Genomic DNA, 25,718 nt, shown 5'->3' with positions numbered 1-25,718 from the left:
GAGCTGTCTGAAAGACAAGCCGTCGCGGGGTGGAGCAGCTCGGTAGCTCGCTGGGCTCATAACCCAGAGGTCCATGGTTCAAATCCATGCCCCGCTACCAATGCAAATGGCTAGGAATCGCAGGGTTCCTAGCCATTTTTCGTTTCACCGGAACTACCCCACGATTCCCGATAATCCGGGTTAATCCCCATTGACCGGCGTCAGAACTAGGACCGGGCCAAGCACAACCTGCCACCGTACGCCTATGGGGTTTGCAAGATATTCGTCCTGTGCACGCGTGTTGGCGGACAGTTTGAGCCCAATATCGAGACCACGGAAACCCGCTATTTCTCCGAGGGCGACTTACCAAAGCTCGCCGAGGAGAAAAACAACGCCGAACAGATCTCCATGTGCTTCGCCGCCCATCGCGACCCCAATTGGGTCACGATTTTCGAATAGACGATTCGATACGGGCTTCGTAGGAAGAACGATTTTTCCCGAACCTATTCGGAAGCCGTCAAACCATACTTCACCGCCTGGCGCACAGCGACAACAATGTGGCTGGAATCACCGGGATTCCAGCCACATTACGTATCATTTGTCACTCCTGATTGGAAGACGACGCACGACGATGGTCACGACGCAGCCGCTCGGCAATCCATGTATTCACCACGGCGTTTCGGCTAATCGCCAATTCGCTCGCTTCTTCGTCCAACGCACTGACCATCCAGGCCGGCATGGTGAAGGTGACCCTTTTCTCCAGCGGCGGATGGTGTTCGACAACGGCATGTTCCATGTCAAAGTAGTCAAGAACGTCTTCGCCCGCATCGAACATCTCATCGAGCTTCCTGCCAGTGACCTCATGGCCGGGATTACCGGGATTACTCGTACTGGCCATAGATTGCCTCCTCGTTCTTTCGTGAACGACGCACTGATATAATACGGATTCTTTTGCCACGCCTCGTAGTAATGGCAGTCCAGTGCTTTCCGTCGATCATGCCGAGGACCAAGTACCGAACCGCGTCATTACCCGCATGGGCAGCAACGAGGGTCACCGTTTTGGAGTTATCCCATAACCGCTGCGCCGCATCGAAATCGATGCCGTGCTTGGCAAGGTTGCTCTTGCTTTTCTCCGGATCGTACTCGAATTCCATCAAGTATCCCATCAATAATGTTACATCATATTTTCATCAAAATGATGCCTAAAACACATCAAAAAGCAGTCAATGACTGAAGTGAGCTTCTCGGGAGTCACCCAAACAGATAGCACCCCGAGAAGCAAACTCACTTCCGATTGGCGCCTATAGGCTCCGACGTTTGATGGCCGCCAGCATTATGGCGCCCACCGAAAGAACCGCCACACCGATACCGGTCACCAGCAACACCCCCGAGCCCGTCTTGCCCATTGGTTCCGCCCGGCGACGCTCGACCCCGCCCGACTCCATTCAGCTCCATTCAATGGGACGCAAATGCAAAACACCGGAAAATGCATTTGCGTCCCGCATTCCTCCCGCTTTATCCCGCATCATACAAACACAGAATGGCTTTATTCCGCCAATTTGCGATATCGAAAGACGGCGTGTAGACGAAAAAAGCGGGACGCAAATGCAGAATCTGCAATAATGCATTTGTGTCCCGCTCCACACGCCGCATTACGAAGACAAGCGTCACCGAAATCGGAATCGATATGAATCCAAGGTGGCTCTGCTCGGTCTCGACGGGGATTGACAATCGTCTACAAACTGTTGACCACCCTATTGGGGGAAACAGTTTGATCAAAAGAATCGTCTCCTCACCTCGCGTGTCGCCCAAACCGACTTCCACCTGCCCTACACCCATGTCAATCAAAATGTGGCTGCAATCCGGTTGGATTACAGCCACATTCTCGTATCACCTTGATGCCAAAACACAATGAGGGTTACGGCGATCGAAGATTCGCAGCTATAGGCTCCGACGTTTGATGGCCACCAGCATTATGGCGCCCACCGAAAGAACCGCCACACCAATGCCGGTCACCAGCAACACCCCTGAACCCGTCTTGCCAAGTTGCTTCGGACCAGCCACCGTCTTCTGAACCGTCCCCTCTATCTCCTCATCTTCGGATTCCTCTTTGTCTGGTTCCTCAGGTTCATCTATCTCTTCTCGTGGCTCTTCCGGCTCCTCCTCCGCTTCCGGCTCAACCACAAAAACTCGTTCTGCGGGATCATCATAACTGCTGGATACCGGCATCGCCCTGTCATCGCCCTTAAACGACCATACGAATACATACCAACCATGCTTCTTGGCAATTACACTAACCGGGGTCTCACTTCCATCTACTCGCCCCTTGTCAAGAGAGTAAGTCCCATTAACGGCACGCACATTCCATTGAGTCACTAATTCATGGTTCCGATCTTCCTCGGGAATTCCAGAACCAGAAGGCTCATACATCGCATCATTCGCCGGATTATCCGGGTCACCTGCCCACCATACGCTTATCTGCGCATACGGCTCATCTGCCCCAAAACCATATTCGCCATTCCCTGCAAATGTTCCATGGTCTTCAGGAAAACCAGAAACAGTAATCGTATCATTCAGACTCGCACCAACTTCGACAATATGCTCCGACACTTCAGAAGTTACTTCAATTGGCGCACGAATTGAATTAGTTTCTGCATCATCCATAAAGGAGCTTGTCCAATCTTTTTCTAGATATTCTTGAGCTCCAGCACTTTGCCGACTACGCTCAAACGCCCAGACCCACGTACCAAAATCGCCGTATTTCCGAGCAAAATATGGTTTTGTCCCTCCGAGCTCCGTCATAGCTTGCGCCTCGACAGTTTGACCAGCGCTGGTAAAACAAGCCTCTCCATACGCAGCCGGCACATACCCTTCAATTGCCAAACGAGCAAGGAAATCTGATGTACTCTCTCCAGTTTCAGGGGAAATAATCGTCCCAAGATTATTGCTTTCAATACCCTCGAAGTAATAACCACTTGCTCGTAGCTCCAGACCTACAGGCCAACCGATATCTGAATTTAATAGAGCACTAGTCACCTCATCAATAATCGGCGATTCTGAGTCGACAGCTTTGTCCTTCACTCGTGTAGAAACGATTGGGGAAATATAAGGGCCCATGGCAATGGGGACTGGAACTGTATCTTCACTCTTATCAGACAAACCAGGCTCAACCGTATTGTCAGATTCTATTGATTTAGCACACTCATTTGGAGAAGAAGAATCGGCGTGGGAGGGGGTTGGGGTGATGATGAGTGCGAGTAGCAGGGTCAGGGTGAGGAGTGTGATGAGTGAGGCTATGCTCCGTCGCCGCCATTGGGCTGGCATCCAGTGGGTGAACATCTCGGTGGTCCTTTCTCTTCGATCGCGCCGATTTCTCGATCTCGCCAATCGTGGATCCGCGTGATCCTCGCGATTCGCACGATCCGCACGATCCGCGTGATTCGCGCGATTCGTTATTTGTTGTTTCGGTTTCGTTGATTCCTATTGATTTATGTGGCCCCGCACGCTTCCTCGCGTGCGGGTAGGTCCGAGCTTGTCAGGTTTCACCGGCCAAAGCCACGTCTCCACACCAATGTGGTTCCAGCTTGGCGTCAACCGGCGAGTTGTGGATAACATCCCCCTCCGAGTTATCCACATCACACTGTTTATCGAACGTTTACATGAAAGTTATCCACAATGCACGCGAAATACCGAAAATCGCGCGCACCCCCCTAGAATGGGCATTATGGCAGTATTACAAAGCGCTCAGCGCAATTCCGATAATTCCGACACCACGTCACGGAAGTCAAAGGCGACCTCCGCCGCCAAGACCACCAAGTCTGCTTCCAAGACGTCCAAGACCGCCGCCTCCAAGCCCACCACCAAGCGCAAACGGGTTGACCCCGAAACGCGCCGCATGAACGAGGCCCTGAACGGGCTGGTGGTCGAGGCCCCCGCGCCCGTCATCGAGGTCAAGGAACCCGGCGAGTTCGGCCGCATCAACATCATGGACGTCACCCCCGGCGAGGAGCGCGGCACCTATCCGGCCCGCGTGGAGATCGGCGAACCGTTCAAGGTGACCGCCCAGGTGTTCATCGAGGGCCGCACCAAGGTGGGCGCCACCGCCGTCGTGCGCAACCCGCGCGGCCGCGAGACCATGCGCCTGCCGATGACCTGCACGAACCCCGGCCTCGACCGCTGGGAGGTCACCCTCAAGTGCGGCGAACACAGCGACCTTAAGCCCTGGGAGGACGGCTACGCGGCCGTCAAGCGCCAGCTGGGCATCTGGACCGTCACCGTCGAAGGCTGGGAGGACACCTACACCTCGTGGCTGCACGACGCCCGCATCAAGGTGAAGGTCGAGGACGACGTGGAGAACGCCCTCAACTCCGGCGCCGAACTGCTCGCGCGCTGGGCCCTGACCAAGGAATCCGGCATCACCGCCAAGGACCGCAAGGTGCTTGAGCAGGCCGCCGAGACCATGGCCAACAAGGAGCTCAGCCCGAAGGAGCGCCTGGCCGCCGGCGACAACCCGGAGATCGCCGCCCTGCACGAAACCCACCCGCTGCGCGACGGACTGTCCGCCAGCCAGCCGCAGCGCTTCAAGGTCGAGCGCCCGAAGTCCAGCTTCGCGGCCTGGTACCAGTTCTTCCCGCGCTCCGAAGGCGCCACCCGCGACCCGCAGACCGGCAAGATCACGCAGGGCACCCTGAAGACCTCGATCAGCGGCCTCGAACGTGCCAAGGCCGAAGGCTTCGACATCGTCTACCTGCCGCCGATCTTCCCCATCGGCGTGACCAACCGCAAGGGCCGCAACAACACGCTGGTCGCCGGCCCGGACGACCCGGGCTCGCCGTTCGGCATCGGCTCCGAACTGGGCGGCCACGACACCGTGGACCCGCTGCTCGGCACCATGGACGACTTCAAGGCCCTGTGCCAGCGCGCGCATGAGCTTGGCTTGGAGATCGCTCTGGACTTCGCGCTCCAGTGCTCGCCCGACCACCCGTGGGTCAAGCAGCACCCGGAATGGTTCCGTCACAAGCCGGACGGCACCATCGCGTTCGCCGAGAACCCGCCGAAGAAGTATCAGGACATCTACCCGATCGACTTCAACACGGATATGCCCGGCATCGAGAAGGAAGTCGAGCGCGTCCTCAACCTGTGGATCGACGCGGGCGTGACCATTTTCCGCATCGATAACCCGCACACCAAGCCGGTCCGCTTCTGGCAGGACGTGATCGCCGCCGTGACCAAGCGTCACCCGGAGGTGCTGTTCCTGGCCGAGGCGTTCACCCGTCCGGGCATGATGCGCGCGCTGAGCTACGTGGGCTTCACGCAGTCCCACTGCTACTTCCCCTGGCGCAACACCAAGGAGGAGCTGGCCGAGTACTTGCCCGTCACCAACGGCGACGACGGATACTACCAGCACAACACCTTCTGGCCCACCACGCCGGACATCCTCACCGCCTACGTGCGCGACAACGGCATCGCCGGGCACTGCGTGCGCGCGGTGCTGGCCGCCATGGGCTCGCCGTCGTGGGGCATCTACAACGGCTTCGAGCTGCTGGAGAACAAGCAGCGTCCGGGCTTCGAGGAGCAGATCGACAACGAGAAGTACGAGGTCAAGGTCCGTGATTGGGACAAGGCCAAGAAGTACGGCGTTGCCAAGATGCTCACCGCGCTGAACAAGATCCGCCGCTCCCACCCGGCCGCGCTGAGCTACCACAACCTCACCGTTCTGGAGACCTCCGATCCGAACATCCTGGCCTTCGCCCGTCATACGCCGGCCGATCTGACCGGCACCGGTCAGGCGGACACGCTCATCGTGGTGGTCAACCTCGATGGTCACGACGCGCATCAGGCGATGGTCCATCTGGATCTCGACAAGCTCGGCCTGCCCACCGACCGCCCGCTCAACGTGCGCGACGAGCTGACCGGCCGCGAATTCCAGTGGGGCTGGGACAACTTCGTCTCACTCGCGCCGTGGGCGGATGTGGCTCACGTCCTGACCGTGCAGTGACGGTTCCGGACTCGTCGCCACAAGTAGTAGTGTGTGTAACGAATAGTTTGCCGATTCCCTAAGGAGATAACAATGGCAGAGACCTTCAACGTCGTGGTGGAGATTCCGCGCGGTTCCAAGAACAAGTACGAAGTCGACCAGGAGACCGGCCGCGTCTTCCTGGACCGCGAGCTGTTCACCGCCATGGGCTACCCGGATGACTACGGCTACATCGAAGGCACCCTGGGCGAGGACGGCGATCCGCTGGACGCCCTCGTGATGGTCACCAACTCCGTGTTCCCGGGCTGCGTCATCGAGTGCCGCGCCGTCGGTCTGTACCACATGGAGGACGAAGAGGGCGGCGACGACAAGGTGCTGTGCGTGCCGGCCGATGTCCGCTACGACGGCGTCAAGGACGTCAAGGACGTCAACGAGTACCACCTCGCCGAGATCAAGCACTTCTTCGAGCAGTACAAGGCCCTCGAGCCCGGCAAGGAAGTCAAGCCCGGCGATTACTGGACCGGCGCGGACGTGGCCGAAAAGGAAATCGCTGAGGCGCGTGAGCGTCTGGCGAACGCGGCGAAGTGATTTCCGACAGGAAAGCCCGGTGGGCTTTCCGCGGCCACGTGCGAAGACACGACAGTGTCTGAGCCAATATTGAGCCGGCCGAAGGCCGTCCATAATTGCAGGACCGTGGCCGAAAAGGAAATCGCTGAGGCGCGTGAGCGTCTGGCCGAGGCGTCTAAGTGACAGTCCAGTGGACTGTCACTAGCCGAGGTGAGCGGCTACGCCGCGAAGGCGCGTGAAACGCGGGCGGCGAAGTGATTTCCGACAGGAAAGCCCGGTGGGCTTTCCGCGGCGACGTGCGAGGACGCGACAGCGACCGAGCCAATACTGAGCCGGCCAAAGGCCGTCCATAATTGCAGGACCGTTGCGGAGAAGGAAATCGTCGAGGCTCGCCAGCGGCTTGCCGATTCTCAGAAGTGATTTCCTCCTTCTGCTAAAACCTAGCAAGAGGCTCCTTCGGGGGCCTCTTGCTGTATACTTACGCCTTGTCTTTTCAATTAGGCGTAGGCGGCGTGTGGGAACGCTGGTCGAGGCCCATCGCATGGGTGCATCCGGCGATGAACCTTCTTCACACCATGATTTCGATCATTATTCAAACGCTGTTGATTTCCGTTTCCGTCGCCATGGACGCGTTTGCAGTATCCATCGGCAAAGGTCTGACCGTCACTCGCGTCCGTCATCAGGACGCCGTCAAAACCGCCCTCTGGTTCGGCGGATTCCAAGCATTGTTCCCGGTGCTTGGCTATTTCGCGGCCTCCACCTTTAGCTCGTACGTGACCTCGTTCGATCATTGGATCATCTTCGGACTGCTCGTCTTCATCGGCGGCAACATGATCCACGAAGCATTCGAGGAGGACGAGGAAAACGCCCGCGAAACCGCGCAATTCGACTGGAAGCATATGCTCCCGCTGGCCGTCGCATGCAGCATTGACGCCTTCGCTGTGGGCGTGAGTCTGGCGTTCATGAAGACCAACATGGTCTTCGCCATCTCCTCCATCGGTATCGTCACCGGACTGTTCTCCGCAGCCGGCCTGTACATCGGACGCGCGTTCGGCGCCCGCTGGCAGAAGCCTGCGCAGATCGCCGGTGGTGTGGTGCTCATCCTCATCGGTTTCAAGGTGCTGCTCGAGCACATGGGCGTCATCGCATTCTGACCGCGCTCCCGTAAGTCCTACTGCGCACCTACTGCTCAAGTTCCACCGTGTAAGTCCTACCGTGTCCCGGCACGTTCCTCTGCACGAAGTAGGATGTTATGAGACGTTTCCCGACTGAGAGGCTGTACATGAGCGAAATCACCCAACCGAACTGGAAGAACAAGGCATTGGGCATGCTGCTGATCCAGTTCACAGCCTATGCACTGCTCATTGCGGCCACGGCCATCCCCTCCCCCGGTCCGCTGCCGGCGATTCCGCTGATCATTTCGGCGCTGGTGCTCAGTCAGTTCGTGCTGTTCTGGCCATTCCGCGGCACCACACTGGATCGTGCGGCAACGCTGGTGTTCGGCGTGGTTTCACTGATTTTCGTCGTGGTGCCCTTCCCTTCCGGCAAGGCACCGGCCGATCAGTCCACTCCGGACGGCAACGCCCTGCCCTGGTACTCCTGGGCGTTGGCCGTCGGCCTGCTGTTGGTGGTGCTGGTGATTCTGTCCTTCGCCCGCCAGATGGCCCGCGAGAACCGCTCCCATCTCATCCGCGCGCTCTCCCATGCCACCACATCAGGCGTAGCCGCAATCGCAGTGGCGGGCTGGTGTTTCCTGCCGAATCTGGGTGCCCTACTGCTCAGGGATTCCCTCGTCGGCACGGTCACCATCGTCGTGATGGTGGCGCTGGCGCTGGCGCTGGCCGTGGCCTCCACACTGTGGGTGCGCGACGCCGATCCGGACCCGACCATCCGTCACCCTTGGATCGGCACCGGTCTGCTTCCGGTGATGCTCATGGGCGTGACCATCGCCGCCGCAACCCTGCTGCTCACGCGTATCCTCGCCTGAACTTCGTATAGCGCCCGTCGGTCGCCATGCGGCGCGCATCCGACACGAATCCGTTCGCTGTTCATATTCCGTACCGCTGCCATTCATGTGTCCAAGACGCGAGCGTACAATGAAAGACAACGTGACGGTAGCGGCTTCAACCCGCCGGTCCCACGATCGTAACGATTGATCACACCCACGGCGTGCACCGCGGATTCATCAGAGGGGGAATTAGCGTGACGGATCTTACGTTGATGACATTCGCCAGCGACCCCGCCACGGTTCTGCCGTCGCTGGCGTTGCTCTCCCACCGCGTGCGCGTTCTGCCGATGGACGCGGCGAGCCTGGTAAAGATGCCGGAGAACACGATTCTCTTCCTGGACGCGCGCGACGATCTGGCCACCGCCAAAACGCTGTGCCGTCTCATCCACGCCTCCGGCCTGTCCACGCCGATTGTGCTGGTGCTTACCGAGGGCGGTTTCACTGTGGTCAATTCGCAGTGGGGCATCGCCGACGTGGTGGTGACCACCGCTTCCCCGGCCGAGGTGGAAGGGCGCCTGCGTCTGGTCTCCGAACGCGGAAACGCGCCGGCCGCCGCGCCTGCGGGAGCCGCATCCGACGATGGCACCACGGTGGAGGACGGGCAGATCCGCTCCGGCGACCTCATCGTGGACACCAACGGATACACCGCATCGCTGCACGGCCGGCCCATCGATCTGGCCTACAAGGAATTCGAGCTGCTCAAGTATCTGGTCCAGCATCCGGGCCGCGTGTTCACCCGCGCGCAACTGCTGCAGGAAGTGTGGGGCTACGACTACTACGGCGGCACCCGCACGGTGGATGTGCACATCCGTCGTCTGCGCGCCAAGCTCGGCGGCGAATACGAGCATCTCATCGGCACGGTGCGCAACGTGGGTTACCGATTCGACCCGCCGGAGAACGACCGTGGCACGGCGGCCGCCAAGCAGGCCGCACAGTCCGCCTCATCCCGCGCAGGTTCCATCGATGCCGACGGCGACACCCCTGACCTCAACGCCGCCGCCTGATTCCGCGTCTTCGCAAGGCACTCCATGCGAGAATCCAAAACCGCGCGAATCGTACGCATGCATGATGAATACGACATCCTGCGCCAGGTGATTCCGGCACCGAAATGCGCACTCCATTTCTCAACGCCGCTGCAACTGCTGATCGCCACGGTTCTGAGCGCCCAGACCACGGACAAACGGGTCAACACCGTCACCCCGAAACTGTTCGCCACCTATCCCACCGCGGCGGCGCTGGCCAACGCCAATCCGACCCAGGTGGAGGATATCATCCATCCGCTCGGTTTCTACCGGTCGAAAACGCAGCATCTCCTCGGACTGGCTGCCGCATTGGACGAGCGGTTCAACGGCGATGTGCCGCACACGATGGAGGAGCTGACGAGCCTGCCCGGCGTGGGACGCAAAACCGCGAACGTCGTGCTCGGCAACGCCTTCGGCATTCCCGGGTTCCCGGTGGATACGCATGTGATGCGTGTGACCGGGCGTCTGCGCTGGCGCACGGACTGGCGAGTCGCGAAGTCCGATCCGGTGAAGGTCGAGAAGGAGATCACCGCGTGTTTTCCGCCTGAGGAATGGACCGATCTGAGTCACCGGCTCATCCTGTTCGGACGCGCCACCTGCCACGCCCGCAAACCCGACTGCGGCCACTGCCCGCTCGCCGATACCTGCCCGAGCTTCGAACCCACAGCCGCGTAGAGATTGCCCCTTGGTGGAGCGTACACACTTCCGCCCCGGCACTGATGACCGCCACTGATGACCGCCACTGCCGGGGCGTGGCCGTTCCCTTGCCGGAACCGATTCCGGGAGCCGTTCCCGTCCGGGGAGCCGATAATCGGGATGTCTGAAACAGCCGCCGGCCATGCGCATCATCAGCCGCGCACCATCAGCAGCGCCACGCCATCAGCGCCACCGGTTAGACTTGGGCCCATGCAACAGGGCAGACGGAACGAACGGCATGGCGCATGGGGCCACGCATGGGTCCAGTGGGGCGTGTTCCTAGGGATGGTCGCCTTGCTCAGCGCACTCGTCTGGGGCGGCTGGTCGGTGCTGCATCATCGCATCGCGTGGCCGGGTTTCGTCGGTGCCGCCGTATCCTCGAACGATGGCACGGTGAAGGTCGGCGTCACCGACGTGCCGGAATCGTTGGATATCCGCCCGTTCGCCGCCGCGGCCAGCACGGCCGGCGAGAACGGTACGACCGGCTCAACCAATCAGTTGGGCAGCTCGTCCGACGTCACCGCACTCGATACGGTCCCCTCGGCCGAACGACTGCTCATCGGCAACGTCTACGAGACGCTGGTCGCCACGGACCAGCACAATCAGCTCAAACCCGGTCTGGCCACGGGCTGGACGGTGTCCGAGGACGGACTCACCTATACGTTCACCATCGCGAACGGCGCCACGTTCTCGAACGGGCACACGCTCGATGCCACGGACGTGGTCTGGTCCATGCAGCAGTCGGTCGTCGCCAAGGCCAGCGGCGTGGATGCGCTCGGCGACCTGCGGTCGGTGACCAATCCGGACGCCCGCACCGTGGTCATCGCACTGGGACAGCCGAATCCCACGCTGCCGCGCGCGCTTGCCGGTCCGCTCGGCACGGTGTTCGATGCCGAGGGCACCGGCATCGATTACGCGACGCAGTCCGCCGGCTCCGGGCCGTTCATCGTGGACGGATTCCGTCCCGGACGGTCGCTGACGCTCAAGCGTAACGGCGCCTACCACGGCACGTTGGCGGCGAGCGCGGCCGTGACCATTGCCGCATACGATGACGATGACGCGCTGGCCCAGGCCGTGCGCAGTGGCGCGATCGACTGGGCGCCGGGATTGGGCGCCGACGTCGCGACCACGTTGCGGCAGGGCGCACAGTCGGAAGGGCAGTCGGACGGCACCGGCGGCCAAGTGACTGTCAGCACCGGCGCGACCACATCCAAGGTGCTGCTGGCGTACAATCACGGCAACGATTCGCTGCTTTCGGATGAGCAGGTGCGCAAGGCGTTCCGTCATCAGATCGACGCGACCGGGATCGCCGCCTCGCAGCAGGATTCGGGCGGCGCGCTCGGCGGGCCGATCAGCACCATGGAGCCGGGGTACGAGGACCTGACCGGCCTGTTTCCCTATGACACCGTCAAGGCGCAGTCGATGCTCGCGTATTTCGGCGACGAGTATCTGACCACGGTGGATCTGGTGGTCACCGAGCGATGGCGGTCCGTGGCGGAGACCATCAAGAATCAGATCGAGCAGGGAGCACGTCCGCGCGTGAATCTGGAGGTGCTCTCCAACACCGATTATGCGGCCCGGATTCAGGCGGGCACATGGGAGATGACGATTCTGAGCATGAACGGCACGGATGATGCCGGCATGTTCGTGGACACCGATTCCATATTCCATTATGACGATGCCGAGGCGCAGCAGGCGTACGCCTCGGCCCGTGCGGCCACGAATGAGACGGACTATGCGGCCCGGATGAAAACGTATGCGCGAGCGCTCAGCGAGGACGCGGCCGCCGATTGGCTGTACACGCGGGTCTGCTTCACGGCCGCGAGGACCGGCCTGGCCGGATATCCGACCGCGATGGTGGATCAGCGGCTGCCGCTGGCCGAGGTGCGGATGGGATAGGCGGAATCATGCGCCTTGCCATGCGCCTTGTCATGCAACATGCATAAACTTTGGCGTTATGACTGAAGGCAAATCCATCATCACCGCCAACCTCACCCCGCTGCCCGACAAGGTCGGCGTGGACGGTCTTGAGGACAAGTGGCGCGCCGTTTGGGACGACAACGGCACCTACAAATTCCAGAACACCCGCGACCGCAAGGCCGTGTACTCCATCGACACCCCGCCGCCCACCGTCTCCGGTTCGCTGCATGTGGGTCATGTGTTCTCCTACACGCATACCGATGTGATCGCACGCTACAAGCGCATGCGCGGCTACGACGTGTTCTACCCGATGGGCTGGGACGACAACGGCCTGCCCACCGAGCGTCGCGTGCAGAACTACTACGGCGTGCGCGTGGACGTGTCCCTCCCCTACGACCCCGATTTCAAGCCGCCGTTCGAGGGCACCGACGGCAAGAAGATCGACGCCAAGGATCAGGTGCCGATTTCCCGTAAGAACTTCATCGAGCTGTGCGAGAAGCTCACCGCCCAGGACGAGAAGCAGTTCGAGGCGCTGTGGCGCAAGCTGGGCCTGTCGATTGACTGGTCGCAGACCTACCACACCATCGGCGAGCACCCGCAGCGCGTGGCCCAGAAGGCGTTCCTGCGCAATCTGGCCCGTGGCGAGGCGTACCAGCAGGACGCCCCCGGCCTGTGGGACGTGACCTTCCAGACCGCCGTGGCCCAGGCCGAGCTCGAATCCCGCGAGTACCCGGGCTTCTACCACAAGGTGGCCTTCCGCTTCGAGGACGGCACCCCGATCTACATCGAGACCACCCGTCCCGAGCTGCTGGCGGCCTGCACCTCGCTGATCGCCAACCCGGACGATGACCGCTACAAGCAGTACTTCGGCCAGTACGTCTACTCCCCGCTGTTCAAGGTCAAGGTGCCGATTCTCGCGCATCCGGCCGCCGAGATGGACAAGGGCGCCGGCATCGCCATGTGCTGCACCTTCGGTGACGTGACCGATGTGCAGTGGTGGCGCGACCTCAAGCTCCCCACCCGTTCGATCATCCAGCGCAATGGCCGCATCGTCATGACCGTGCCGGACTGGATTACCGACGAGAACGGTAAGGCGATTTTCGAGGAGACCGCCGGCAAGACCACGTTCTCCGCCCGCAAGATCATCGTGGACCACCTGCGTGAGTCCGGCGATCTGGACGGTGAGCCAACGCCGACCAAGCGTATGACGAACTTCTATGAGAAGGGCGACAAGCCGCTCGAGATCGTCACCTCCCGCCAGTGGTACCTGAAGAACGGCGGCACCGACCCGGAGCTCAACGCCCAGCTCATCGAGCGTGGCAAGGAGCTCAACTTCCACCCGGACTTCATGCGCGTGCGCTACGACAACTGGGTGCATGGCCTCAACGGCGACTGGCTGATCTCCCGCCAGCGCTTCTTCGGCGTGCCGTTCCCGCTGTGGTACCCGGTGCTTGAGGATGGCACCACCGACTACGATCACCCGCTGACCCCGTCCGAGGACCGTCTGCCGATCGACCCGACCATCGACATGCCGGAAGGCTTCACCGCCGAGCAGCGTGACGTGCCCGGTGGCTTCACCGCCGAGAAGGACATCATGGATACGTGGGCGACCTCATCGCTCACCCCGCAGATCGTGACCCACTGGGCCGAGCCGGACGAGGCGTCCAAGGCCTTGTTCGCCTCCACGTTCCCGATGGATTTGCGCCCGCAGGGCCAGGACATCATCCGCACCTGGCTGTTCTCCACCGTGGATCGTGCGCATCTCGAGAACCACTGCCTGCCGTGGGCACACGCCACACTGTCCGGCTGGATTCTCGACCCGGACCACAAGAAGATGTCGAAGTCCAAGGGCAACGTCGTGGTGCCGAACGAGCCGATCGAGAAGTTCGGCGCGGATGCCGTGCGGTATTGGGCCGCCGCCGCCCGTCTTGGTCTGGACGCCACGTACGACGTCGGCCAGATGAAGATCGGCCGTCGACTGGCCATCAAACTGCTGAACGCCACCAAGTTCGCGCTGGCCATCGGCCGCGAGGACGAGAACCATCATGTGGGCGCCGCGGCCACGGCCGCCTGGGACCCGGCCGATGTGACCGAGCCGCTGGACCGCGCCGCGATGGCCAAGATGGCGCTGGTGGTCCGTCAGGCCACCGATGCGATGGAGGCCTACGAGCACTCCAAGGCGCTCGAGACCATCGAGTCCTACTTCTGGCAGTTCTGCGACGACTACATCGAGCTGGTCAAGAACCGCGCCTACGGTACCGCCGACGCGACCGGTCATGTGCCGTCCGAGGCCGCCGTGAAGTCCGCCCGCACCGCGCTGGGTCTGGGTCTGGATGCGTTCGCGCGTCTGCTCGCCCCGTACCTGCCGTACGCCACCGAAGAGGTGTGGAGCTGGATGCACGAGGGCGAAGGCTCCGTGCACCGCGCCGCATGGCCGACTCCGGACGTGTACGCCGCCGCGGCCTTCAAGGTCTCCCCCGACCTGCTGGCCCACGCCGGCGAGGCGCTGGCCGCGCTGCGTGGCATCAAGTCCAAGGCGAAGGTCTCCATGAAGACGCCGATTCTGTCGGTCAAGCTCGGTGTGGACGACGAGGTGCGCGAGTCCCTCGAAAGCGCTCTGGGCGATATCGCCGAGGCCGGCCGCGTGGTGGGCCGCATCTCCTTCGTGGGTGCCGCCGCCGCGATCAAGGCCGTGCGTGCGACCGCCGAGGCCGCCGCCGACGCAGCCAAGAGCGCCAAGGCCGAAACCGAAAACGCCATCAACGTGATCGTCGAGGACAGCGAACTCGGCGAGCCGCCGGTGAAGAAGGCGAAGTAAGCCTTCGCTTCTTTACCGGCGGCCTTCGCGGCCGCATATGGCGCGGCCGCTCACTTCGCCTGCGGACAGCCCATCGGGCTGTCCGCTTCACGGCTCAGCCGGTAAAGAAGTAACAAGTGAAATCGGCTTCCCTCAAGCGAGGGGAGCCGATTTTCGTATCAGGGCTCGGTTGCGGCGATTCACACGGTGGGAATCACCAGCAGGTAGCGCGGCCGGTCGGTGTGCATCTGCGGCACGGCGGCTCCAAGCTGTGTCGCGGCTTGGGTGATGAGTGCACCGGCATCGCCAAGATCCACGGTCTCGCCGATCAATGTGCTCATGTCGTGCGTGAGCAACGTGCCGCCCTTGCCGAAGCCGAACAGCACCGGAGCGTCATTGGTGTCGTCATGCGTGGTCTGGGTCGTGGATGACCCGTCACCGGTCCCGTCATTGCCGGCACCCTTTTGATCGGCGGTCTGGCCGTTGCCGGAGCCCGAAGAACCCGCGGAACCCACAGAGTTGGCGGCGTCCGATGATTCCCCGGCGCCCGCCCCGGACTTGTCGGACGATGCGGGCGCCCCCGACTGCCCCGCATCCCCGGACTTTCCACTGCCCAACGCCGAAGTCAGCCCATTGGCATAGCTCATTACGTCGCCGGCGGACATCGAAATCGTATCGTCCACCAGCGAGGCGTTGGCATCCTGCGACTGCTGCTGCTTGGCCTCCTCGGCCTGTTTGAGTGCCGCCTGGGCCTTGCGTTTGGCGTCAGCGGCCTTGGTTCGGCCATAGAAGGATTGGGACTGCGGATCGGCCAGTCCGGTCACGGCGTTCACTCCGGTTAAGCCGGCGACGGATTGGCCGGCAGACTGCTCATCCTTGGCATCGCCCGTCCTACGGCCCGTCGCACCATTCGTTACACCGTCCGTCGCCGCGGTATCCGTCGCCGCGCCGCCTTCGAACTGGTCGGAGAACCGCAGCACGATCTGCTTGAGTGCCTGCGACTTGCCGGTGTGCTCGCAGGCTGCGGCGAGCGTGGCCATCGCAGCGTCCACTTTGGCCTGCGCGTCCTTCAGATCTCCACTGCCGTTGGTCTCGGCGATGGCCTGTTGGGTGTAGGCGGAGGCTCCGGCGGATGTGCCGCCGGTCAGCAGCGACAGATTGGACGTGTAGACGTCCGTGTACTTCATCGAATACGGAATCATCGCGGCGGACAGCTGGCTCTGCCCATCCGCATACTGCTGGGAGCCTTTGGTAGCCTCTTCGGCGGCTTCCGTGGTCAGATCATCGATGAGCCCCGTGGTGCCCTGCTGCTGGATGCGGCGAATCACCTCGTCCAAAGCGTCCACGGCTCCGGCGTGCATATGCGCCGCACTCACGTTGTTCACCGCATCGGCGAGATCGAGGACCGCCTGAGCCAAGGGCGTGTCTCCGGACAATTCCCCGGCGGTGCCCATCAGCGCGGGCAGCTGCGTGGAGGTGCCTATCGACCCGGAAAGATGGGTGGTGTAGGAGCCCACGTACGCGGCCATGTAGTTGTCGAACGTCTGCTTATGGGCGGCCTTGCGTTCAGCGACCACGGACTGGTCCAGTCGGCGCTCGTTGTCCCGTAGCGCCTTGAGCTGCTCAATCAGCTGCTGGTGTTCGCCGGAACCGGCATCGGTGAGGGAATCAACCAACGAAGTGGCCGTCGCGACGAGTTGCGCGGCATCGGCGGATTGGGCGGCTTCACCAGACTGCGGCGCTGCCGCGCCTGCGGCATCAGCGTCAGCCGTCTGCCCGGTCTGATCTGACTGATTGGTCTGCGGCTGACCATTCTGTCCCGGCACCTCGCCCGAATCGACATCAGCGCCCGTACCCGCGGTGTCATTCCCCTCCGAGGGCAGCGAGGCGAACGCCACCGGGCTCATCGTGAATTCCTTGGCGTTCATGTAGCAGCTGAAGTTCAGTCCTTCGCCGGGTTTTCCCGCAGCGGCGATAAGCGTGTCGGAGCCTTGTGCGGACAGGGACACGCCTTTATCCGCGGAGATGTCGTCGGCCACCTGGGTAGGCACGGTGAAGGCCACGACCGGCACGCTCGTCTTGGCTTCGCCGGTGGCGGGCGTGATGTCGATGTAGATGCCGACGAGACCGGAGGCATTGCGTACGTCGTTGGCGTCCACATTCGGGCCGTCCAGCGAATACGTCACTGCAACCTTCCACGGGGAGGTCGGCGCGGTATCGGAGCCGGCGGGAATGCGCGTGACCGACCATCCCGCAGACGTTTCCGACTGGCCGTGTTCGGTGCCCTGATTATCCTGCGTGTTATTCTGCGATTCCTGCGCACTGCCGGAGCCAGTGGCGTTATCGGCCGGAGCCGCATTCATCGCCGACGGACCAGCCACATACCAGCGCGTGGGCGTGCCGTTCTCATCAAGCACCGCATACCGGTCATTGGCAGCGGCAAGCAGCGGGCCATAATCCATGTCGGCGGGCCGGCTCAGCCAGATGCCACCGGTGGCGGCGGTCACACACAAAGCGCAACTGACCAAGGCGGCGGCAAGCTTCATCCAACATCCATTCACGCGAGGGACACACCATCATCAGACGGGCCAGACCATAGCATCCGTCGTCCGGATATCAATCTAGTCGATATGCACCCCGAGCGAAACGTCCCGCGAAAACCATGCAGACCGGTTCTCGTTGTTCAACACTGGAATACTATGCCGCCGGCCGCAGCAATCGGCGAAACCGCCGAAAGGCGTCACTGCCTCCTATAGCGCTCCTATAGCAAGGGCCCACCGAGCCGTCACAAGCTCGATGGGCCCTTGCGCGCAACCAACACCGGGTATCAACCCACCGATGCGGTTCACGGATGCCGCATTTTCAATCGTTCACCAGCCGTTACAGCGTCAGGCGAACACGTCGAGCACACCCGGATCGCCGCCAGCATCCGCAATGCGCTTATGACGCTTCTTGGCCTCGGTCACCACGAATTCGCGGTACATCTCGGCGATTTCCGGGTCCAATCCCGCATCGATGGCGATGCGGTGCAGACGCTCGATCTGGTAATCCTCACGCTTGGTGTCCTCCGGGGCGAAGCCGGCACTGGCCTTCAGCACTCCGACGCGGGACGTGGCCTTGAACCGCTCCGCCAGCAATGAAATGACCGCGGAATCGATGTTATCGATGGATTGGCGCAGATCCTTGATGCGTGCGACCGCCTGGGCGGTTTCCGGATGGGCCGCCGCCTGGGCGGAGTCGATGGTGGTCCTTTGCCAGTCACTGCTCGTTTCGCTCATAGACTCGAGAATACTCCTGCCGAGCGTCACCACGCCATGATTCTCGCGTCCAAAGCACCGGCGCGGGCAGTCAGGCAGCGGAAACACGGCATGCGCCGCCAACATGGCATGCGACATGCCGGTATCTCGGTTGCAAGGGGTACATTTCGGCCTGTGCGCGCAGCTATCTGCTTTGCAAGGGGTACCTAATACGGGAAATCCCGAGTAGTGACGTTGAAATGATGGCGCATCTACTCGGGACTTCACTGTTGAGGTACCCCTCGCAAAGCAGATAGCTGTCCGGAACAGCCCCGATGTACCCCTTGCAACCGAGATACCGACGATTACCGACGTTCAGAACTCGTAATCGCCGGTGGGGCCGATGGAAAGCGCGTCGTCATGGGTGCGACCGGAGTGAATCGCATCGTTGATGGCTGCGATTTCAGCCGGGTCGCACTCATACGCCTTGCCGTCGAGCTCCTTGACCGGAATGACCCAGCCGCCATGCACCATGTAGAGGCGATCGGCATCGCGCAGCTCCTCGATCGGTAGCTTCTTGTATACCGCTTGCTGACCTTCCTGCAATGCCCACGAGAACATTTCACGCTGCGTGGTGCCGTCAAGGATGCCGATGCGCGGATCGGGCGTGACCAACATGGAGCCGTATCGGCCCACGATGGTGGAGTTCGGGCATTCAAGCGTGTAGCCGTCCTCGGTGAACAGCACCGCGTCGCCCACACCTCGCCGGTCACATTCACGATGCACCGCGCAATTGAAGGCATAGCTGAGTGTCTTGGCGCCGTTCAGCAGCCACGGCGCGCGGGCCGTGATGTCCGAAGGATAGCCGCGGGTCATGGAGGCCATGGTGATCGGATCGGGCGTGTGCAACGTGCCCTTGCCGTCCTCGAAGATGAAAATGGTCGGCGCTGTCTTGCCCTCAGCGGCCGCGGCCTTGCCCACGCCGGTGGACACATCCAGGCCTCGGGAGACGATGATGCGCAGCATCGGCCCGGGCTCAGGGTCGTCGTAGGCGTTCATGACCGCTTGGACGCCGCGCGTGATCGCCGCGACGTTGGGCTCCGGCATGTCCATGAGCCTGGCCGAACGGACCAGTCGACGCAGGTGGATCTCCAGCGATACCGGGAATCCCTTCCACGCGGTGGTGGCCTCGAAGATGCCGTCGCCACGCAGCACGCTCAGGTCGAAGGCGTTGATATTGACCGTCTCCGGGTCCACCAGTTCGATCAGGTCGCTGTCCGGCACATCGCTGACGTCGGCGTCGCCGAACATGAGCGCGCCATTACCCATTCCCAAAACAATCGAGCTCACGGTGAATCCTCTTTCCTTCACTCACAGCCATCTTCGCGGCCCGCATTCCGCATCGCCGCCGATGGCCCGGCAGTCTCATGATTCCAATGATTCCAATACGCGCCAACCGTTGCCGCCGCTTCGCGCGGCGCCTCGCCTTCGCGTATGCCTTTACGCTAGCCGCCGTTTGTTTCAGCTGCGTTCGACACGGGAACGTCCGAAACACAGCCGTCACATAGCCGTATGACACCGAACGATTACGGCACGTAGGTTGTGTTCCATGACCAGCCAATTCACCACCACACTCGACGCCGACTCCACACCGTCCGCAGCCCGCGCCGCATTCCGCGCCGGCGAGGTGCGCCCCACTTGCGGTATCGCACGCGGCCACGCGCAGGCCAATCTCATGATCCTGCCCAAGGACCAGGCGTTTGATTTCCTGCTGTTCGCCCAGCGCAATCCGAAACCCTGCCCGCTGCTGGAGGTGATGGAGCCCGGCGTGACCGAACCGTCGACCGCCCCTGGCGCGGACATCCGCACGGACGTGCCGCTCTACCGCGTCTGGGAGGACGGGGAGCTGGTCGCCGAGGTGAAGGACATCCGCGACTATTGGCGGAACGACTTGGTCACATTCGTCATCGGCTGCTCGTTCACGTTCGAATTCCCCCTGATGGACGACGGCATCCCGGTGCGGCACATCACCGCCGGCCGGAACGTGCCCATGTATGACACGTCGATCGTGTGCCGTCCGGCCGGGGCGTTCAAGTCCAATATGGTCGTTTCGATGCGCGGCATTCCGGCCCGGCAGGTCGCGGATGCCTGTCGCATCTCCGGCTACTACCCGTCCGTGCACGGCGCGCCGGTGTGCGTCGGCGACCCGCAATCCATCGGCGTCACCGACATCAATCATCCTGATTACGGTGACGCCCCGATTCTCGAGCCCGGCGACATCCCTGTGTTCTGGGCGTGCGGCGTGACCCCGCAGGCCGCGGTGATGGCGTCCAAGCCGCATTTCGCCATCACCCACGCGCCCGGGCACATGTTCATCACCGACGTGGAGGATCGACGGTATATGGTCTGACGGCAGCGTCCGGCCCCGATGGACACACGTCATCATCAGCAAAGGAAACCTCATGGAAACACCCATCATCCCGGAAGACGGCATGGTGGCCGGCCTGATTGACATGGCCGCCCCGGCCGCGTCGTCGGTTGACGGCCAGCATACGGACGCCGCAGTCCCGCGGCCGAAGGGACCGACCGTGAACTGGTCCATCCGATTCATCAACGAGGAGGCCTGACATGCCCGCGATCGATCTCAACAGCGATATGGGCGAGAGCTTCGGCCGCTGGACGCTGGGCGACGACGAATCACTGCTCACCGTGGTGTCTAGTGCGAACATCGCCTGCGGCTTCCACGCCGGGGACCCCGCCGTCATGGTCCGCACGCTTCGCAATGCGGCCGAGAACGGCGTCACGGTGGGCGCGCATGTGTCGTACCGGGATCTGGCCGGGTTCGGTCGGCGCTATGTGGACGAGTCCGACGAGGATCTCACGGCGGACATTATGTACCAGCTTGCCGCCATCGAGGGGCTTGCCACCGCCGCCGGCACTCACGTCTCATATGTCAAGCCGCATGGAGCGCTCTACAACCGGATTGTCACAGACGAGCGGCAGGCCGCCTGCGTGATTCGCGCGATGCAAATGGTCGACGCGTCACTGGGACTGCTCACGCTGCCTGGTTCCGCCGTGGGACGGCTGGCCGAGCAGGCCGGACTGCCCGTGTACCGCGAGGCATTCGCCGACCGTGCCTACACGCCGTCGGGCACGCTGGTCTCCCGCCGCGAACCGGGCGCCGTGATTGCCGACCCGACCGTGGTGGCTGACCGCGTGGCGCGCATGGTTTCGGACGGCACCGTTGAGGCGATTGATGGCACCGTGGTGCCCATCACCGCCGATTCGGTATGCGTACACGGTGATTCGCCGGCGGCCGTGGCCATGGCGAAGGCGGTGCGGGAGCGTCTTGAAGCCGGCGGCGTGACCGTTCGGCCGTTCGCGGGCCATGCCAGCTGATAACCGCATGGTAGGCACGGTATGATCATCGGCAACAAGCAATCCAATGGAATCGACGACGCCGCAGACCAGAGGCTGCGGTTTCTGGTCTGCGGCGATCGCGGCATGCTCATCGAATGTGATGATCTGAACGCGACGCTGCGCTTGTTCGCCGCTGTGAAGGCGGCGGCCTCCGCAGCCGAATCATCCGCATGTGCGCCCATAACGACACCGACGCAATCAGCAACAGGTCAATCCCTCCACGCTCGCCCAGGCTCTTCGCCAACCTTCGACGCGGACTACCCGGCCGGCGTTTCTCCGAACATGAAGGGGATTGCCGCGCGCGCGTTGCGCCACGCGGACGCACTGTCAGCAATCACCGAACTGATTCCTGCGGCGCGGACGCTGTTCATACGTTTCAACCCGCTTCTCACCACGCGCGCCGAACTCGAGGTCGCCGTGCAGGAGCTGGATACACGCGTGGACGTCGCACACGCCGCCCATGCCATCTCCATTCCGGTGACGTACGACGGCGAGGATCTAGCCGAGGTGGCGGACATGCTCGGTCTGTCGTCCGAAGCCGTGATCGCACGGCATTGCGGCACCCCATGGTCCGTGGCGTTCGTGGGGTTCGCACCGGGATTCGCCTACCTCACCGGCGGCGACCCGTGCTTTGACGTGCCGCGCCGCGCGACACCCCGCCTTTCCGTTCCGGCAGGCGCCGTGGGACTCGCCGGCACGTTCTCAGGCGTCTACCCGCGCCCGAGTTCCGGCGGCTGGCAGCTTATCGGGCACACCGATGTGCCGATGTGGGATGATTCCGCCAAGGTTCCGGCGCTGTTGCAGCCCGGCGATACGGTCCGGTTTGCGCCGGTTCGTCCCCAAACACCGATAGTCTCGGGCTCGCCCGCGAGCGCTGGTGCCTCGGCGAGCGCGGATTTCCCCACGAACGCAGCCTCCCCAGACATCGCCGCATCCGACACATTTCAGCGGAACGCCGCATCGCCCTCCACTTCGGCCCTCATCGTTCTACGCCCCGGCATCCTGGCCACGTTCCAGGACGACGGCCGCAACGCCGCGAACATGGGCGTCACAGGGTCCGGCGCGGCCGACCCGATCGCCTATCATCTGGCGAACGCCCTTGTCGGAAACGCACCGGGCACACCGGCCATCGAACTGACCAACGGCGGTGCCATGATCCAGGCCAGCGGCGATACGGTCGTGGCCGTCGCCGGCGCACCGGTCGATATCACCGTCACGGGGCGTGACGGCGGTCGGCCGTTCGCCATCGGCGGTCAGGAGGCGTTCCTGTTGCGCGACGGAGAAACCATGACGATTGGCGCGCCGACCGCCGGATTGCGCGATTATCTCGCCGTGATGGGCGGTTTCGACGTGCCGCGCATGCTTGGTTCGGCCTCCACCGACACCATGAGCGGCATCGGTCCCAAGCCGTTGCACGCGGGGCAGACCGTGCCCATCGGCACCGGTTCGCACGCAGAGCCTACCGACGGCCGACGCACCACGGACGACAACCGTCATTGCGATGTCGGCCCCGGTACTCGCCGGCCGTCGGCGGTCTCGGCCGGCGTGGCTCCCCGCGAGGACTGGCCTTCCGATCTGCCTTCGCCCGGCACGACCACCACGCTGGAGGTGACGTTGGGGCCGCGCGCCGACTGGTTCACCGATGCAGGATTAAACACGCTGCTGGAACAGGAATGGCTGGTCACCGCACAGTCGAACCGCGTGGGATTGCGGTTGAGCGGCGAGGTGCCGCTGGAACGCCGCGACGCCACTGAACTGGCCAGCGAGGCGACCGTCGCCGGAGCCGTCGAGGTGCCGACCAGCGGTCAGCCGGTGATATTCCTACGCGATCAGCCGGTCACCGGAGGGTACCCGGTGGTGGCCGTGCTGACCACGGCATCACTGGCGATGGCGGGACAATTGCCGCCGGGAGCCAGAGTGGCATTCCGCGTGACGGCGACGCCGGCAAGACACCACATGGCAGCGACGAGTGGCTCCGACCCGCGGCTCGCTTCGCAGGATGACGGAGCCATCGCATCACATGAATTCGCAGAACGGACACACGAACAGGCAACGGAGGCATCACTATGAGCGAAACCCGTCATATTCAGCGCATTCTCATAGCGAATCGCGGTGAAATCGCGGTGCGCGTGATTCATGCCTGTCAGGATACGGGTCGTACGGCCATAGCCGTGTACGCCGACCCGGATGTGGATGCATTGTTCGTGCATCTGGCGGACGAGGCGTACGCGCTGGGCGGCGGAACGTCACGCGAAACCTACCTCAACATCGGGCGCATCATCGATGTGGCGCGTCGTGCGCATGCGGACGCCGTGCATCCGGGGTACGGGTTCCTGTCCGAAAACGCCGATTTCGCCGCGGCTGTGATTGCTGCGGGCATGGTGTGGATCGGCCCCTCCCCCGAGACGATCCGCGAGCTTGGCTCCAAGGTGCAGGCCCGTCGCATCGCCGCGGACGTGGGCGCGCCGATGGCGCCCGGCACCACGGAACCGGTACGGGACCCGGCCGAAGTGGTTGCGTTCGCGCGCGAGCATGGTCTGCCGCTGGCCATCAAGGCCGTGTATGGCGGCGGCGGACGCGGACTCAAGGTGGTGCATGAGCTGGCGGACGTGGAGGAGGCGTTCGTTTCGGCCACGCATGAGGCGCAACTGGCGTTTGGCAACGGCGACTGCTTCATCGAACGGTTTCTGGCGCGCCCCCGTCATGTGGAGGTGCAGGTATTGGGTGACGCGTACGGCCATGTGGAGGCCGTGGGCACACGCGACTGCTCGCTGCAGCGTCGCAACCAGAAGCTGATCGAGGAGGCGCCGGCGCCCTTCCTTCCCGCCGACACCGAACGGCGGCTCAGGGACGCGGCCGTGGCCATCTGCGATCGCGCACGGTATACGGGTGCGGGAACGGTGGAGTTTCTGGTGGACCCGGACGGCACGATGTCGTTCATGGAGGTGAACACGCGCATTCAGGTGGAGCATCCGGTCACCGAAATGACCTGCGGCGTCGATCTGGTCGAAGCGCAGCTGGCGATTGCCGAGGGCACGCCGCTGGAGGCGATTCTGGCCGGTGCGGTGGATATGGCGGTTTTGGCGACGCGGGAGCGTTCATCGGCGAACGAAACGTCGTCGGCGGCGCGGGATGCGTCGATACCGGCGATTCGGCCGCATGGCCACGCCATCGAATTCCGCATCAACGCCGAGGATCCGGCGCGCGGCTTCGTGCCGTTCCCCGGCACGGTCACCTCGCTGCGGGTGCCTACCGGCCCCGGCATCCGTTGGGATTCGGGCGTTGCGGCCGGGTCGGTGGTGCCCGATCAGTTCGATTCGATGCTCGCCAAACTCGTGGTCTGGGCGCCCACGCGCGACGAATGCCTGCTGCGGGCCAAACGGGCGCTGGCCGAGCTGGAGATCGGCGGGGTGCCCACCGTCAAGGCGTTTGATCAGGCCGTATTGGCCCATCCGGATTTCGCCGCGACGGACGGACGGTTCGCCGTGTACACCCGTTGGATCGAGGAGGAATTCCTGCCCGCCGCCGATGTGCAATCGTTGTCCGGCGGGCGGTACGACGCGCGCGCCGCACAGGACAAGCCGGTGGAGAGCTGGGTGGAGGTGGACGGCAAACGATTGCGGCTGGGGTTGCCGGCGTCCTTCGCCGGAGTCGCGGCGTTGGGCGCCGGTCTGGCGGGGTTGGCGGCAGCAAACGCCACGGCAAATGCGCCGACCAGAGCATCCGGCTCGGCCATGTCCACCGGAACGACCGCCGCCACCGATGATGCGGGCTCCCCGCTTCCCAATTCGATGAGCGGCATCGCGGCGCTGTTGGCTGCCTCCGGCTCGCTTGCCGGAACCGGTGCGACTACCGGTGCAAACGCCGCCGTGACGAACGGCAACGCCATCAATGCCACCATCAGCGGCACGGTGGTGCGATGGCTTGTCGATGACGGCGCACAAGTGCGGCAGGGAGACCCGGTGGTGGTGTTGGAGGCCATGAAGATGGAGACCGAGGTCCCCTCTCCCGCCTCGGGAACGCTGCATCAGACCGCGACGGTCGGCGACTCCGTCCGAATCGATCAGCCGTTGGGCACCGTCACCGCATAGGGGAC

The 25,718-nt window shown here is 62.9% G+C and carries 19 protein-coding genes and 1 tRNA gene; 14 read left to right on the top strand and 6 right to left on the bottom strand.

Features of this window, described 5'->3' with window-relative positions; all coding sequences use genetic code 11:
- Positions 1–23 precede the first annotated feature (23 nt).
- A tRNA-Met gene (locus BMYO_RS00495) sits at positions 24–100 on the top strand.
- Between the two features lie 480 nt (positions 101–580).
- Here the strand turns inward: BMYO_RS00495 and brnA are convergent.
- The 3 genes from brnA to BMYO_RS11370 all read right to left on the bottom strand — a co-directional run bounded on the left by brnA (position 581) and on the right by BMYO_RS11370 (position 3,318).
- Positions 581–814 (bottom strand): type II toxin-antitoxin system BrnA family antitoxin, encoded by a 234-nt coding sequence (gene brnA / locus BMYO_RS00485; protein ID WP_094666786.1) that lies wholly within the window; start codon positions 812–814, stop codon positions 581–583.
- A 46-nt stretch (positions 815–860) separates the two neighbouring features.
- Entirely contained in the window at positions 861–1,133 is a 273-nt protein-coding gene (locus BMYO_RS00480) for a BrnT family toxin (RefSeq protein WP_094666785.1), read from the bottom strand.
- A gap of 787 nt (positions 1,134–1,920) precedes the next feature.
- Positions 1,921–3,318, bottom strand: coding sequence for a hypothetical protein (locus BMYO_RS11370; RefSeq protein ID WP_143249074.1), 1,398 nt, complete (start codon positions 3,316–3,318; stop codon positions 1,921–1,923).
- Positions 3,319–3,694: 376 nt separating this feature from the next.
- On the opposite strand from BMYO_RS11370, the gene BMYO_RS00470 reads away from it, so the two are divergent.
- The 8 genes from BMYO_RS00470 to valS all read left to right on the top strand — a co-directional run bounded on the left by BMYO_RS00470 (position 3,695) and on the right by valS (position 14,987).
- A complete protein-coding gene (locus tag BMYO_RS00470; protein WP_094666653.1) occupies positions 3,695–5,977 on the top strand; it encodes an alpha-1,4-glucan--maltose-1-phosphate maltosyltransferase in 2,283 nt (760 codons plus the stop codon).
- 72 nt (positions 5,978–6,049) lie between these two features.
- The gene (locus BMYO_RS00465; protein WP_094666652.1) at positions 6,050–6,544 is read left to right on the top strand and encodes an inorganic diphosphatase; all 495 of its coding nucleotides are present in this window, start codon (positions 6,050–6,052) and stop codon (positions 6,542–6,544) included.
- Between the two features lie 554 nt (positions 6,545–7,098).
- On the top strand, positions 7,099–7,677 hold the full coding sequence (locus tag BMYO_RS00460) for a manganese efflux pump MntP (RefSeq protein ID WP_094666784.1): 579 nt from the start codon (positions 7,099–7,101) through the stop codon (positions 7,675–7,677).
- 128 nt (positions 7,678–7,805) lie between these two features.
- Positions 7,806–8,510 (top strand): hypothetical protein, encoded by a 705-nt coding sequence (locus tag BMYO_RS00455; protein ID WP_094666651.1) that lies wholly within the window; start codon positions 7,806–7,808, stop codon positions 8,508–8,510.
- A gap of 233 nt (positions 8,511–8,743) precedes the next feature.
- Positions 8,744–9,535 carry a winged helix-turn-helix transcriptional regulator gene (locus BMYO_RS00450; RefSeq protein WP_169833998.1) on the top strand — a complete coding sequence of 264 codons (792 nt, stop codon included), beginning with the start codon at positions 8,744–8,746 and terminating at the stop codon, positions 9,533–9,535.
- A 24-nt stretch (positions 9,536–9,559) separates the two neighbouring features.
- Positions 9,560–10,228, top strand: coding sequence for an endonuclease III (gene nth / locus BMYO_RS00445; protein ID WP_094666649.1), 669 nt, complete (start codon positions 9,560–9,562; stop codon positions 10,226–10,228).
- 306 nt (positions 10,229–10,534) lie between these two features.
- Complete coding sequence (locus tag BMYO_RS00440) at positions 10,535–12,148, top strand: ABC transporter substrate-binding protein (RefSeq protein WP_094666648.1); 1,614 nt, start codon at positions 10,535–10,537, stop codon at positions 12,146–12,148.
- 58 nt (positions 12,149–12,206) lie between these two features.
- Positions 12,207–14,987, top strand: coding sequence for a valine--tRNA ligase (valS, locus tag BMYO_RS00435; RefSeq protein ID WP_094666647.1), 2,781 nt, complete (start codon positions 12,207–12,209; stop codon positions 14,985–14,987).
- Between the two features lie 179 nt (positions 14,988–15,166).
- On the opposite strand, the gene BMYO_RS00430 is transcribed toward valS, so the two are convergent.
- From BMYO_RS00430 to BMYO_RS00420, 3 genes are all read right to left on the bottom strand, one after another.
- Positions 15,167–17,512, bottom strand: a complete 2,346-nt coding sequence (locus tag BMYO_RS00430; protein WP_094666646.1) for a hypothetical protein — start codon at positions 17,510–17,512, stop codon at positions 15,167–15,169.
- Between the two features lie 342 nt (positions 17,513–17,854).
- Positions 17,855–18,244: a chorismate mutase gene (locus BMYO_RS00425; protein WP_094666645.1), complete on the bottom strand. Its 390-nt coding sequence runs from the start codon at positions 18,242–18,244 to the stop codon at positions 17,855–17,857.
- Positions 18,245–18,577: 333 nt separating this feature from the next.
- Positions 18,578–19,552, bottom strand: coding sequence for an aminodeoxychorismate lyase (locus tag BMYO_RS00420; RefSeq protein WP_094666644.1), 975 nt, complete (start codon positions 19,550–19,552; stop codon positions 18,578–18,580).
- Between the two features lie 259 nt (positions 19,553–19,811).
- On the opposite strand from BMYO_RS00420, the gene BMYO_RS00415 reads away from it, so the two are divergent.
- The 5 genes from BMYO_RS00415 to BMYO_RS00400 are packed head-to-tail and all read left to right on the top strand — an operon-like array spanning position 19,812 to position 25,713.
- A complete protein-coding gene (locus BMYO_RS00415) occupies positions 19,812–20,612 on the top strand; it encodes a putative hydro-lyase (protein WP_094666643.1) in 801 nt (266 codons plus the stop codon).
- Between the two features lie 52 nt (positions 20,613–20,664).
- The gene (locus BMYO_RS11645; protein WP_158216919.1) at positions 20,665–20,829 is read left to right on the top strand and encodes a hypothetical protein; all 165 of its coding nucleotides are present in this window, start codon (positions 20,665–20,667) and stop codon (positions 20,827–20,829) included.
- A gap of 1 nt (position 20,830) precedes the next feature.
- The gene (locus tag BMYO_RS00410) at positions 20,831–21,601 is read left to right on the top strand and encodes a LamB/YcsF family protein (protein WP_094666642.1); all 771 of its coding nucleotides are present in this window, start codon (positions 20,831–20,833) and stop codon (positions 21,599–21,601) included.
- 21 nt (positions 21,602–21,622) lie between these two features.
- On the top strand, positions 21,623–23,692 hold the full coding sequence (locus BMYO_RS00405) for a 5-oxoprolinase subunit B/C family protein (protein WP_233427951.1): 2,070 nt from the start codon (positions 21,623–21,625) through the stop codon (positions 23,690–23,692).
- Positions 23,689–25,713, top strand: coding sequence for an acetyl/propionyl/methylcrotonyl-CoA carboxylase subunit alpha (locus BMYO_RS00400; RefSeq protein ID WP_094666641.1), 2,025 nt, complete (start codon positions 23,689–23,691; stop codon positions 25,711–25,713). The genes BMYO_RS00405 and BMYO_RS00400 overlap by 4 nt, the downstream gene beginning before the upstream one ends.
- The last annotated feature ends 5 nt before the right edge of the window (positions 25,714–25,718 follow it).

The organism is Bifidobacterium myosotis (assembly GCF_002259745.1).
In the GTDB taxonomy this organism is placed as follows: domain Bacteria; phylum Actinomycetota; class Actinomycetes; order Actinomycetales; family Bifidobacteriaceae; genus Bifidobacterium; species Bifidobacterium myosotis.
Note: the sequence above shows the minus strand (reverse complement) of the source record. Positions and strands in the feature narration are given on the sequence as shown.